The organism is Acidiphilium sp. MT5, from assembly GCF_054767495.1.
Genome location: NZ_BAABMR010000003.1, coordinates 222,021 through 233,716 on the forward strand (window position 1 = coordinate 222,021; position 11,696 = coordinate 233,716).

Annotated in this window: 14 protein-coding genes; 9 read left to right on the forward strand and 5 right to left on the reverse strand. The window is 56.9% G+C overall.

The window, feature by feature from the left end:
• Positions 1 to 49: 49 nt before the first annotated feature.
• Both ACYUCQ_RS05050 and ACYUCQ_RS05055 read right to left on the reverse strand, forming a co-directional pair.
• Positions 50 to 1,147, reverse strand: a complete 1,098-nt coding sequence (locus ACYUCQ_RS05050; protein ID WP_460253415.1) for an ISAs1 family transposase — start codon at positions 1,145 to 1,147, stop codon at positions 50 to 52.
• Between the two features lie 347 nt (positions 1,148 to 1,494).
• The gene (locus tag ACYUCQ_RS05055) at positions 1,495 to 1,830 is read right to left on the reverse strand and encodes a transposase (protein ID WP_460253512.1); all 336 of its coding nucleotides are present in this window, start codon (positions 1,828 to 1,830) and stop codon (positions 1,495 to 1,497) included.
• Here ACYUCQ_RS05055 and ACYUCQ_RS05060 point away from each other — a divergent pair.
• From ACYUCQ_RS05060 to ACYUCQ_RS05075, 4 genes are all read left to right on the forward strand, one after another.
• A complete protein-coding gene (locus ACYUCQ_RS05060) occupies positions 1,735 to 2,250 on the forward strand; it encodes an FAD binding domain-containing protein (protein WP_460253513.1) in 516 nt (171 codons plus the stop codon). The two genes, ACYUCQ_RS05055 and ACYUCQ_RS05060, sit on opposite strands and share 96 nt — an antisense overlap.
• The gene (locus ACYUCQ_RS05065; RefSeq protein WP_460253416.1) at positions 2,247 to 2,708 is read left to right on the forward strand and encodes a (2Fe-2S)-binding protein; all 462 of its coding nucleotides are present in this window, start codon (positions 2,247 to 2,249) and stop codon (positions 2,706 to 2,708) included. Before ACYUCQ_RS05060 ends, ACYUCQ_RS05065 begins: the two co-directional genes overlap by 4 nt.
• The gene (locus ACYUCQ_RS05070) at positions 2,705 to 5,074 is read left to right on the forward strand and encodes a xanthine dehydrogenase family protein molybdopterin-binding subunit (protein WP_460253417.1); all 2,370 of its coding nucleotides are present in this window, start codon (positions 2,705 to 2,707) and stop codon (positions 5,072 to 5,074) included. Before ACYUCQ_RS05065 ends, ACYUCQ_RS05070 begins: the two co-directional genes overlap by 4 nt.
• Before the next feature lie 93 nt (positions 5,075 to 5,167).
• Entirely contained in the window at positions 5,168 to 5,473 is a 306-nt protein-coding gene (locus tag ACYUCQ_RS05075) for a demethoxyubiquinone hydroxylase family protein (RefSeq protein WP_460253418.1), read from the forward strand.
• 75 nt (positions 5,474 to 5,548) lie between these two features.
• On the opposite strand, the gene ACYUCQ_RS05080 is transcribed toward ACYUCQ_RS05075, so the two are convergent.
• From ACYUCQ_RS05080 to ACYUCQ_RS05090, 3 genes are all read right to left on the reverse strand, one after another.
• Positions 5,549 to 5,701 (reverse strand): hypothetical protein, encoded by a 153-nt coding sequence (locus ACYUCQ_RS05080; RefSeq protein ID WP_460253419.1) that lies wholly within the window; start codon positions 5,699 to 5,701, stop codon positions 5,549 to 5,551.
• A gap of 1,676 nt (positions 5,702 to 7,377) precedes the next feature.
• Positions 7,378 to 7,551 (reverse strand): hypothetical protein, encoded by a 174-nt coding sequence (locus ACYUCQ_RS05085; protein ID WP_460253420.1) that lies wholly within the window; start codon positions 7,549 to 7,551, stop codon positions 7,378 to 7,380.
• 146 nt (positions 7,552 to 7,697) lie between these two features.
• Complete coding sequence (locus tag ACYUCQ_RS05090) at positions 7,698 to 7,856, reverse strand: IS1096 element passenger TnpR family protein (RefSeq protein ID WP_460253421.1); 159 nt, start codon at positions 7,854 to 7,856, stop codon at positions 7,698 to 7,700.
• A 116-nt stretch (positions 7,857 to 7,972) separates the two neighbouring features.
• On the opposite strand from ACYUCQ_RS05090, the gene ACYUCQ_RS05095 reads away from it, so the two are divergent.
• The 5 genes from ACYUCQ_RS05095 (at position 7,973) to ACYUCQ_RS05115 (ending at position 11,499) form a co-directional block, all read left to right on the forward strand.
• Positions 7,973 to 8,485: an RNA polymerase sigma factor gene (locus ACYUCQ_RS05095; RefSeq protein ID WP_460253422.1), complete on the forward strand. Its 513-nt coding sequence runs from the start codon at positions 7,973 to 7,975 to the stop codon at positions 8,483 to 8,485.
• Positions 8,486 to 8,517: 32 nt separating this feature from the next.
• Positions 8,518 to 9,330 carry an anti-sigma factor family protein gene (locus ACYUCQ_RS05100; protein WP_460253423.1) on the forward strand — a complete coding sequence of 271 codons (813 nt, stop codon included), beginning with the start codon at positions 8,518 to 8,520 and terminating at the stop codon, positions 9,328 to 9,330.
• A 210-nt stretch (positions 9,331 to 9,540) separates the two neighbouring features.
• On the forward strand, positions 9,541 to 9,990 hold the full coding sequence (locus ACYUCQ_RS05105) for a COG4315 family predicted lipoprotein (RefSeq protein WP_460253424.1): 450 nt from the start codon (positions 9,541 to 9,543) through the stop codon (positions 9,988 to 9,990).
• A 45-nt stretch (positions 9,991 to 10,035) separates the two neighbouring features.
• A complete protein-coding gene (locus tag ACYUCQ_RS05110) occupies positions 10,036 to 10,800 on the forward strand; it encodes a substrate-binding domain-containing protein (RefSeq protein ID WP_460253425.1) in 765 nt (254 codons plus the stop codon).
• A gap of 243 nt (positions 10,801 to 11,043) precedes the next feature.
• Positions 11,044 to 11,499 carry a cytochrome P460 family protein gene (locus ACYUCQ_RS05115; protein ID WP_460253514.1) on the forward strand — a complete coding sequence of 152 codons (456 nt, stop codon included), beginning with the start codon at positions 11,044 to 11,046 and terminating at the stop codon, positions 11,497 to 11,499.
• Positions 11,500 to 11,696 lie beyond the last annotated feature (197 nt).

An 11,696-nucleotide genomic window follows, 5' to 3' on the forward strand; every position in this document is an offset into this window, starting at 1 on the left:
TTGATTGCTTGTCAAGCCAATGCGCCTGTACCGGCAGGGCAATCGCACTTCAGAATAGTTGTAGGAGGCTGGTGAGGTAGGCATCATCCCATCCGGCCCGTTTGAATTTGCCGCGCAGGGAGCCCCTGGTGGCGTTCTCTTTTTGCATGACGTTCAGGGCCATATGTCGCAGGACTGCGAGATTATTTGGGCTATTGCCCAATCTGCTTCGATCCTGATCCTCGTTCATGACGACATCGAGCCTCCAATGGAGCCGGTTTTCAATGCCCCAATGTGACCGGACAACCTCATTGAAGCGTTCGCTGGAGAGCACAGTGCTGAGCAGGTAGTAGGCGGTCTCAGTCGTGGTTTTGGTGGAGGTTTCGCGCATACGGACAATTTTGCCGATGGCGGCAAGACCCGGCCATCGGTGTCCCTCCTGCAACCAGGCGATATCGTCTGAAACGGTTGCGGTGCGGGTCTCGATACGACCATGATCAGCATCGACTGTGCGCGTCGTATTGGTTTCGTCGCACCGCACGTCGTTGAGAAACATGGAGACATCACCATGCAAGTTGCCTTGGTTCCCCTTCAGCGCGAGAACGTAATCACCTCCTTGATCGACGATTTGTTGCGCGATCGCACGCTGGCAGTTCAGCGCATCGGTTGTAACGATCGTGCCTTTCAATGATAGCAACTTCAACAGTTTCGGCACTGCGGTGATTTCATTGGATTTGACGTCTGTGGCGATCTGCGCCAGCACGAGACGCTGTTCGCAACCCCAAGCGCTGACCATATGCAACGCCGATTTGCCGCGGGCATGATCGAAAGATCGACGAAGGACTTTCCCATCGATCGCCACAACACCCTCGATCGTCTTGGAAAATCGAGCCATGAACCGCTGAAACGCAGCGCTGAACTGCTCCGGATCGATCTGACGAAATAGCCGGCTGAACGTGTCATGGCTGGGTAGTCCGTTCTCAAGCTTCAGAAACCCCCGCAGAAACGACTCTTTCGCGCGGGCAAACAGCGCCATGTCGACAGCGCATTGGCCACCGCACAGAACCGTGCACAAGGCTATCATCAAAAGCTCATGGAAGTTGTGCAAAGCGGCATTACTGGTCCGCGGATCTTCCAAACCCTGCCAGCACGCAGCAAATTCCTCCAACGTGTCCTCCCCCGAAGTGTTTCACACGCCGTCGGTAGAATCGCTCCCGCTCAGTCACGCAAGCCCCCCTTATTCTGAAAATTTCAAGTGCGATTCCCCTGCCTGTACCGGCTCTTGGCGGCTTGTATTTTTGTTTATGAAATTCCATTGAGCGAGTTATAAGCGTGTCCAAAAACAATCCAGACTGTGTGAAAACTCTGCGGTGCGGGTTAGCACGGTCGATCGGATGGTCAGCCTCCCGAGTAACGTGCCGAGGCCGATCAACCCGCTTACGTACGACCTGTGCCTGACCTGCCAGCGGCAAATCCATGCCGCCGACCGGGCAAACGCCCAGGAGTCCGGGCTTTTCAGCCCGGCGCGACCTCCACCTTCACTGCCGCCATCAGCGTGTCCCACGCGACGAGGTTGAGCACCCTCTTGATGTTGTAGGCCAGCGAAGTGAGACTGAACTCTCCTCGAACCTTCTCGATCCCACGCATCAGAAAATATCCCTGGTTCATCCACTGCTTGATGCTGCCGAACGGATGTTCAACGGTCTCCCGGCGCACCCTCAGGATTTCTGGCCTGGCTGCAAGCCGCGCTGCCATTTGATCAAGTACGGCCTCGCCTTCCCAGCGGTTAATCTTGATGCCACGATGATCGTCGAGGGGGCGTTGGGCACGAGGCTGATTAGAGCAGGTGATTTCTTCACGAGCATGTTTGAAACCGCCTTGGCGCCGGATGAGATTTTGGTTGCCGTTGATATCCCGATCCGCGAGCGGCGCTGGGGGTTCGCTGAACTCGCCCGTCGTCATGGTGATTACGCCATCATTGGCTTGGCTGCGACGATCACCCGCGCTGAAACGCGTTTGGCCTTCTTTGCGGCGGGGCCGACGGCGCTGCTCGCCCATCGCGCCGCTGCCGCGCTGGGCACCTTGCCGCTGGATGCTGAGCGGATTGGCGCGGCCTGCCGGGCGCTCGCAGAGGATTTACCTGCGCATGACGACCCTGAGGCCGGAGCGGCGATGCGCCTGCATCTCGCGCAAGTGCTGCTGCGCCGGGTTGCCACCGCATGGATGACGCCAGGGGCGACAGCTGGGACCGAAGCAGGGACCGAAGCATGACCGGCATTACCCTCACCATCAATGGCGCGATGATCCATGCCGAGATATTGCCACGGGTGCATTTGGCTGATTTTTTGCGTGAGCATTGCGGCCTGACCGGCACGCATCTTGGGTGCGAGCACGGGGTTTGCGGCGCGTGTACCATCCGGCTCAATGGCGCGATTGTGCGGTCTTGCTTGGTGCTGGCGGTGCAAGCCGACGGCGCGACCATTGAGACCATCGAGGGCGTTACCGATTCCGGCGAGGCCCAGGCGCTGCAAGACGCTTTCGCGGCCCGCAACGCGCTGCAATGCGGGTATTGCACGCCGGGCATGGTGATCACCGCGCTCGATTTCCTTGCCAACGCGCCTGACCGGTGCGACCGCAGCGCGATCCGCGCGCATTTATCCGGCAATTATTGTCGCTGCACCGGCTATGAGGCGATCATTGATGCCATCGCGCAGGTTGGCAGCCGATGAAATTCAACGATCCTGATCGCCCGGCGCGTCAAATTGGCCGCTCTGTGCCGCGCGGCACATCTCGGCGGCTTGCTCAGGGGCGCGGGCGCTTCGCCAGTGACATTATGTTGCCGCGCATGGTTCATGCCGCCTTTGTGCGCTCGCCCCACGCCCATGCAGAACTCGGCAATATTGCGCTGGACGTCGCGCGCGCGATGCCAGGGGTTGTCGGCGTGTTCGATGCGGCGGCGATTGACCCGTGGTGTTCCCCGTGGGTCGGCACGCTGACCCATCTCACCGGGCTGAAATCCGCGCCGCAATATCCGCTGGCGCGGGGCCGCGTGCGCTTTCATGGCGAGCCGGTGGCGATGGTGCTCGCGACCAGCCGCGCCGAGGCCGAGGATGCTGCCGAACAGATTGCCGTTGACTACCAGCCGCTGGCACCGGTGGTTGATGCTCTGGCGGCGCTGGCACCGGATGCTGTGCCGATTCATCCCGCGCTCGGCGATAATCTGGCGTTTGAACGGCGGATCGAGGCGGGCGACATCGACGCCGCAATGGCCATGGCCGATGAGATCGTGACCCTTGATTTCGACTTTGCGCGCCATACCGGCGTCACGCTCGAGCCGCGCGCGGTGGTGGCCGATTGGAATGAGGGCGAGCAACGCCTGACCGTGCATGCGGGCACCCAGGTTCCGCATATGTTGCAGGATGTCTATGCTCGGCATTTTGGTCTCGCGGCGCATCAAGTGCGGGTGCTGGCTCCTGATGTTGGCGGCTCATTCGGGATTAAAATCCATATTTATCCCGATGAAATGGCGGCCATCGCCGCGAGCCGCGCCCTGCGGCGGCCCGTGCGCTTTGTTGCTGACCGGCTGGAGAGTTTCATCGGTGACATTCATGCGCGCGGTCATCAGGTGCGCGCGCGGATTGGGGTGACCCGGGCAGGGATGATTACCGGATTTGATGTTGATGACCTCACGGGCATTGGCCCGTATTCGGCGTATCCCCGCACCTCGGCGGTTGAGGCGAATCAGGTGATCAATCTGGTCGGCGGGCCGTATGCGGTGGCAGCTTACCGCGCCCGCGCGCGGGTTGCGTTTCAGACCAAGGCGATGATGTCGCAATATCGCGCGGTTGGTCACCCGATTGCGACCACGGTGACCGAGGCGCTGATCGATGCGGCGGCACGGCGGATTGGCGTTGATCCGGTGCTGATCCGGCGGCGCAATCTGATCGCTGACGATGCCTACCCGACTTGCTCCGCCAGTGGCATGCGGTTCGAGGCGCTATCGCACCATGCCTGCCTGGAAAAACTCCTGACGATGATGGGCTATGATGCGTTGCGTGCCGAGCAGGCGGCTTTGCGCGCACGGGGGATCCGGCGTGGCATCGGCATTGCCAGTTTCATTGAAATCACCAATCCGGGTGCGGCGTTTTATGGTGTGGGCGGCGCGCATATCTCGGCGCAGGAGGGGGCGACCATCCGGCTTGATGCCGCTGGGCATGTTGTGCTGCAGGCGGGCGTTACCGAGCAGGGGCAAGGCACCGAGACCATTCTGGCGCAAATCGCGGCGGAGGCGCTGGGCTTAGCGCCGGAGCAGGTTTTGGTCCGGCTCGGCGATACGGACGCGACGCCTTATGGCGGTGGCACCTGGGCCTCGCGCGGCGCGGGCGTAGGCGGCGAGGCGGCATGGCAAGCGGCGTGGGCGTTGCGCGGTCAATTGCTCACGCTGGCGGCGAGTTTATTACAGGCCGATCCATCGCGGCTTGATTTGCGTGACGGTCAGATCACCGATGCCGCCGGGGCGCCGCGCATGGCGCTGGCTGATCTCGCGCGGATCGCGCATTTTCGTCCTGACACGCTGCCCCCCGGTATCGTCCCCGAATTGGCGGCGACCCGCCATCACGTGCCGCGCGACTATCCGTTCGCCTTTACCAATGGCGTGCAGGGGTCGCTGGTCGATATCGATACCGAGACTGGGTTTATCACGCTGCGCCGTCATTGGGTGGTTGAAGATTGCGGCACCATCATCAACACGCTGCTGGTCGATGAGCAAATTCGCGGCGGCGTGGTGCAGGGGCTCGGGGCCGCCTTGTTCGAGGCGTGCCGGTATGACGCGGCGGGACAGATGACCAACGCGACGATGGCCGATTATCTGGTGCCGATGGCCGCCGAAATGCCCGATATCGAGATTGGCCATGTTTGCACGCCGACGGCGGAAACCGCGCTGGGCGCCAAAGGTGCGGGCGAAGCGGGCACCGCCGCGGCGGCGGCGGCGGTGCTGAACGCGGTGAACGACGCGCTGGCGCCGGATGCCGCCTTGCTCACCGCCTTACCGCTCACCCCGACCCGGGTGCTGGCCGCACTCGGCGTGATCGGCTGAGCGTTAAACTCTGGCGTGCGCTGAGGTAGGTGCCTCATTCGTCTGGCGCGAAGGGGCGGTTGCAACAAGCTGATTCGCAACAATGTTCGCTGCATGCTCGATGTCAGTCAAATTATTTCCCATGCCGAGTTGGATGTTCAAACCGTGGTTGGGATCGCCCGCGACGTTAGCGGCTTGATCGGCGATCTGCGCTCGGATCATGCCGGAGAAACGGGCGCTGTGGCGATCTACGTCGGGATGCTGGCAATCGCTTACGATCCAGGGGTCCGGCAATTTACCGAGCGGCATCTCGCGACCGAGTGTGATCACCTCGCCCGGCTGGATGCGTTGCTGGGTCCGCATCAGCGCAGCGTATTGCTGCCACTCTGGAAGGTTGCTGGCTGGCTTACCGGTGCGTGAACTGGGCCCGAAAGTGGGACCAGTTCACGGCGCCAGTGCGGCGAGGCGGTATTGCGCACGTTGGTGATCCCCGGATCAGCGTTCCGGCCCTGCAGGGCAAAGGATGGTGAGGGCATACCCCAGCGCGCCATAACCAGTTTTCGCCCGTTGGGCTGGTTGCGCACGATTGGTGCCGCGTAATGGGGGAAGATGCCGGGCAAGCGCGGCACCAGCGGCGCGTAATGCCATGTGCTGAGCCTCAGATGCACGAGCTCGCTGGCGATGGTGTATGTCAGACCGAAGGCGGTGGTTGCCTATTGGTTCAGAACTCGCCATAAAATACAACAGCAATGCTAAACGAGTATATAGATTTGGTTTATGTCAAGTTTTTTATTGTATATTAGGTTTTTTTCTTGACTATATAGCAGAAATATAATGCAAATTATTTAATAGTGAGCACATAAATGATCGATATGCCAAATCTGTCAGATTTTGCACATTCGAAAAATGCAGAATCTGACAGATTTAGCATTTTTGTGTTACGCTAAATCTGACAGATTTAGCATTTTTGCCATGCGCTAAATCTGACATATTTAGCATTTTTGTGATACGTTAAATCTGACAGATTTAGCGTGCTTTTAAGATTCATGACTTAATCAAATATAACGAGATCGTGAGCGTAGATAGGCTGACTTAAAATTATAACTCGGGTCGAATTAAATTTAAGTCCCCTATCTTTATCTGCTAATATGTGCTAGATAACGGTCAGATAAAATTTTAACTCGCCAGACTTATAATTTTAGTTAAAATTTATGGCTCCCGCCGGGGCCCGATTTTCTACAGTTATTTTTACAAATTCTTCGCCATTTTTTACTTTTCTGCGTTTTATTATACAATTTCTTTGATATTTTTGACCGAGATCTTCGCAGGTCTTTACTTTTCAGGGCCCTGGATGGTGATATCGAGGGATTTTTTTGAGTAAAAACCTTCGACAACGGGGGGTAGACAGCCAAAATCGAACTTAGATGACCAAAATCGATAAAAAGTTGCCCTGCATTAAAAATAAGGTCAACCATAAAAATAAGGGCCGCACTTAATTTTAAGTGGGTTGCCATAAGCCGAAGATAAAATTTAGCTAAATTTAGCTAAGAGCAGGCACAGGCAACCGGAGCCAAAATGGGGGCACCAGCGAGGGATAAAGCGCGCCCGTTAAAATATAAGTCGCCCGCTAAAATCGGTCGACCGCGAGAACAGATGGCCAAGTTAAAATTAAGGGTAGCCTAATAAGACCCCAGATCACCCGCTACCGAAGCGGATAAGCCGCCCAAAAAGGCCACCAACCGCAGCCCCAAAATAAAGATAAAAATGACAGATTTAGCGAATCCAAAAGCGCTAAATATGACAGATTTAGCGAATCCGAAAACGCTAAATATGACAGATTTAGCGAATCCGAAAACGCTAAATATGACAGATTTAGCACACGCAAAACCACGCCAAAAAAGACCACCAAAGCCAGGACGCAGGTATCCCAGACCCCAAGCCAGATCGCCTCACACCCAAAGAAAGACCACCCACTGATGGGGGCGGCCGCAGGCCGCCCGCGCTCACAGACCACCCCACATCCAGAACTAGACCAGAATTCAGCCCTCCAAGCGGCGACCGCCATGCCGAGAACTTCGCGCTGGCTGCGCTATTGACGCCAGTCGCGATGGTAACGGCCACCGAGAAGATCCGGCCCCCGCCCTCGCACACCTTCAGATATAGTGGCGTCCAGCCATAGAGACGGCCAGTCGCCTTCCAGGGGGCCAAAGATCTGCGCGATCATGTCTGGGTGCGCTGGGAAGGCTAATGCGCCCAATCCGGCTGGTCGGCAAAGCCTTATCCATGCCCAGGAGGCCGCAATGTCCCATCGAACACGGAATATATCATCCGGCGGACGGCGCGTTTGTGGATTTGTTGATCTGGAGAGAAACATCTTTCGTGTGGCCACGATGGTGATTTTCAGCATGACCTCCAGGGAGTATCAGCATCGCGATCAATCCAAAGGCAACCACAGCAACTACATAGATGATCGGAAGCAACATAAGCCGGTTTTCCATGAGCCTGCGCATAATCTTGTGGCCCAGTAAGTCAATCAGACCGTGCGCAATTTACTGCATCCTCACGCGAAAGTGGGTTTCGGGCAGAGTATTGGCCTAATCGGCGTGTCTGCGATGATCACCGCCGCTGGAGACTGCGGCGGCGCCTAAATGAGGCGGAACCGATACTCGCCCTGGGACGCCCGCATTGCTCGGGCGATGGCTTTGTTGGTTGCTTCCAGATTAAATCGGTCTGGATCGAACTTTCGGCCAACCCATCGGCGCATGCTTTTATGGTCATCATGGTCAGGGTCGTGCCAAGTCATAAATTTCGATTATTTTTCGCGCCGATGGAATAATTCTTAATTCCATGCGTTGGTGCGTCATGAGCTTCAGATCGCTTGCCAACACTGATGCGTAATTTTGGACCCCTTAAGTCGCCATGAATGCGGCGATTGAGGCGCTTATACCGGCGCTGCGGCGCTATGCGCGCGCTCTGCTTGGTTCGGTCCAAGACGCTGACGATTTGGTTCACGATGCCCTACTCCAGGCTCTGGCCACTATGAGACCGTCAATGCCCCTGAATGAACTTCGGCCGTGGTTGTTTACCATCATGCGAAACCGCTTCATCAGCGACAGGCGCAGAGCAAAATACCGCCGGACGATTCCAATCGATGATTCTGACACAGGAGCCGACGCGCTGATGTATCGCGTCCCGGCCACACAAGAGGCTGGACTGCGCATGCGTGATCTGAAAGCCGGTCTGGCCGCGCTCCCCGATGAAATGCGCGAGGTGTTGTTGCTGGTGACGCTGGAAAATTTCACCTATGCCGAGGTGGCTACTATGCTTGATATTCCTTTGGGCACTGTTATGTCGCGCCTCAGCCGCGCCCGCGATCGGCTGAGTGCTGCAATGGATGGATCGACACAACCGATTTTACGGCGGGTCAAATGAACCACCCAATCCCACCAATTACCGATGATGATTTGCACGCCTACGTCGATGGCAAACTGGACGCTGCGCGCTGGGCCGATGTCGATGCGTATCTCTGCTCTAATCCTGGTCAGCGTCGCCGGATTGACGCCTGGATCGCCCAGCGCGAGGCGTTGCGGACAGCATTCGATCCGATTGTCGCTGAGCCTTTGCCTTCTGAATTAGTTCTGGCTCATATCGCGGTTGCCGGTGATATTAAACATTCTACCAGACCGATGGCCCGTTCGGCATTATGGTTTAAGCCCCAGCTGCGCGCGGCTGCGGGTTTGCTGATCGCGCTCACGATTGGTGGTGCTGCCGGCTGGATTGGCCATGGGCAAGCGGGGTCGGATCAGTCACTGGCGCGTGATACCGGGATTCATTCGCTTGCGCTGGAAAGCAAAGCGGCATTCGAGATTTTTGCTGGTCGCAACTTCAATCCGCAAAAATCTGGTGATTCAGCCGGTAGCTCGACCCAAGCAAATATCGATCCGGCTGTGATTGGGACGCGGATTGGCGGTCGTTTTAAGCTCCCGGATCTCTCAGCGTCTGGCTTTCAACGCATCGAGGTCGACTGGGTTGCTACCATCCACGGGCCCGCAGCTTCGGTGCTCTATCGCGACCAATCAGGCAACTCTCTCATCCTCCTGGTTCGGAAAATGGAGATCGCTTCTCCTTCGGTGAAAATGGTGGAGCATCGCGGTCGCGATCACACAAGTTTTTCTTGGATTCACAATGGAATTGGTTATGCAGTCATCGCCGATGCTCAGGCAAAGCAACTGCATCATCTCGCCAATAAAATCCGCGATGACGAAAATGCGATTTGATCGTCGCCAAAATCGCGCGCGGCACCAACGGCCAAGCGGCCACTCACCTGATAGGAGGCACGCGTGATGTAGCCCGATTGATAATCAGACGGATGTTCCGCGCTGGGTAAGTGCTCTGTGACAAGAGCCGAACCTCGGCGTTCTGGCGCATCGAACAACAAAGACCTGACTAAATGTCTCAACATTATCACGTTTTTTCGGAGCATAATCATGACCACTCGAAAGACCCCCTTCGCAATCGCAAGTGGCGTTGTTCTGGCCTTGGCACTTGGGTTCACCGCCCATGCGGCAATGCACACGAACCTGCCTAAAACGATTCGCCTTGAGAAATCCAAGTTGGGTCCGGTTTATGCCACCTCCAAAGGCATGACCGTCTATGAGTTCAAGAAGGACGTCCCCCATAGCCATAAATCAACATGCTACGGCGAATGCGCCACGCTTTGGCCCCCGGTGGCAGCCCCTGCAGGCTTCAAGCCGATGAAGCCATGGGGCATCGCGGTTCGCAAAGGCGGGGAAAAGGAGCTGACCTATCAGGGCTATCCGCTTTACACGTGGATTAAGGATAAAAAGCCTGGCGACATTACCGGCCAGGGCGTCAAAGGTGTCTGGCGGGTGATCAAGCCCGGCATGGCGCAAGTTTCATGGACGGCAAAACCCTAATCCATCGACGATTAATCTGCACTATCAACCATCAGGGACATCAACATGAGTAAAGCGATCATGATTGGACTGGCACTGGCCTTATTGATGACAGTCGCCACCGTCCAAGCAGCCTATGCGGCGACGCCGATCTATGTTTATGGCCCTGGTGGTCCCGCTCCCGCAATGACCGAGGCCGCCCGGCAATTTGGTGCCGCCCACCATATCAAGGTGATCGTTGTTGCGGGCCCGACCCCAAAATGGCTCCACATGGCCAAGACCAACGCCGACCTGATCTTCAGCGGTGCGGAAACCATGATGAGCGATTTTCAAGCCGCCATGCCCACCGAGATTGATCCCGCGACAGTCGAACCGCTCTACCTGCGCTCCGCCGCCATTCTCGTGCGACCGGGCAACCCCGACCACATTACCGGCGTCACCGACTTGTTCAAATCTGGACACCATATTCTGGTTGTGAATGGGGCCGGCCAGCAAGGGCTGTGGGAGGATGTCGCTGGACGCACCGGTAGCATCGCCGATGTCCAGGGCTTCCGGCGCAACATCGCCGTTGTTGCCGGCAACAGCGCTGTCGCTCGCGCCGATTGGATCAAAGATAAATCTCTCGATGCTTGGCTGATCTGGAACATTTGGCAGGTTGCCAACCCCACGCTCGCCACCACCGTGTCGATTGCTCCGAAATATCAAATCTATCGCGATGCCGGAATCGCCCTAACCCATGCCGGCGAGGCGCGCCCCGTGGTTAAGCAATTCGCCGCATTCCTCGCATCGGCACGAGGGCGAGCGATTTTCACCAAATGGGGCTGGCAGTGATCGTCTCATCGCAGATGTGCGGTAACCCGACGCCCTTCCAACTAATGAATATCAATCTTAAAAGAGGATAAAACCATGCATCAAACCTCAAGGATCATGATCAGCGCATTTTCACTTGCCGCCGCTATGGTGGGTCTAGTTGGGATCGCTGGTGCGGCTAATAATCCAGCCGTTCATGCACTCCCGCCGACACCTGCCCAACTTTGGCAGCAAATCCAAGCGCTCGAAAAATCGAAATCGATCATGCCGTTCAGCCACGCTTTCCAACCCGGATCACGAACGGTCGATGTGTTCACAACCGATTTGAGCAATCAATCTGCCAGTTCTGCGATCACGGCGGCGCGATCGGTGCAGGCGGTCACGCGCTATCCCAACGGCAGTCTGCTGGTCAAGAAAAACTATAATGCTCAGCATCAACTCACCGGGGTCACGGCGATGCTGAAATTATCGGGCTATGACGCCGCCAACCGGAACTGGGTGATGGCCGCCTATTCGCCCACCGGAAAATCAGTCGCATTTGGAAAAATAGCGAGCTGTGATGCATGCCATGCGATGGTCACAAAGTCCGATTTTGTCTTTGCGCCGCCGCCTTCGCAACTATTGCCGGTATCGGTCTGGAAAGCGTTTTTCCCAAAACAAGCCATGTCACCAACCTACGTGGCTCTACTCGCGAAATATCCCGGTTCAATCATTAAATAGGTCGGGCTCAGCGGTTCTGTTGGGTCGTGTAGCCCAACAGAGCCGAGAGTAGACACAATAAGGGGCGTGCGATTTGACATGAATTGACGTCACGAGGACCAAAAGACCCGATCGATCTGTTCGGAGGGCTTTGATTGTCGCGGCACTCCTGTGTCTTTTTGGCCTGTAGGGTTGCGTCAGCACGGTTGTAACTCCTG

Bases quoted from the DNA above. Each gene is read 5' to 3' on its own strand.
- ACYUCQ_RS05065 (WP_460253416.1), top strand. From the start codon at position 2,247: ATGACCGGCATTACCCTCACCATCAATGGCGCGATGATCCATGCCGAG.
- ACYUCQ_RS05095 (WP_460253422.1), top strand. From the start codon at position 7,973: ATGAATGCGGCGATTGAGGCGCTTATACCGGCGCTGCGGCGCTATGCG.
- ACYUCQ_RS05070 (WP_460253417.1), top strand. From the start codon at position 2,705: ATGAAATTCAACGATCCTGATCGCCCGGCGCGTCAAATTGGCCGCTCT.
- ACYUCQ_RS05080 (WP_460253419.1), bottom strand. From the start codon at position 5,701: ATGGCATTACGCGCCGCTGGTGCCGCGCTTGCCCGGCATCTTCCCCCA.
- ACYUCQ_RS05110 (WP_460253425.1), top strand. From the start codon at position 10,036: ATGAGTAAAGCGATCATGATTGGACTGGCACTGGCCTTATTGATGACA.
- ACYUCQ_RS05085 (WP_460253420.1), bottom strand. From the start codon at position 7,551: ATGGAAAACCGGCTTATGTTGCTTCCGATCATCTATGTAGTTGCTGTG.
- ACYUCQ_RS05105 (WP_460253424.1), top strand. From the start codon at position 9,541: ATGACCACTCGAAAGACCCCCTTCGCAATCGCAAGTGGCGTTGTTCTG.
- ACYUCQ_RS05115 (WP_460253514.1), top strand. From the start codon at position 11,044: ATGCCGTTCAGCCACGCTTTCCAACCCGGATCACGAACGGTCGATGTG.
- ACYUCQ_RS05075 (WP_460253418.1), top strand. From the start codon at position 5,168: ATGCTCGATGTCAGTCAAATTATTTCCCATGCCGAGTTGGATGTTCAA.
- ACYUCQ_RS05090 (WP_460253421.1), bottom strand. From the start codon at position 7,856: ATGACTTGGCACGACCCTGACCATGATGACCATAAAAGCATGCGCCGA.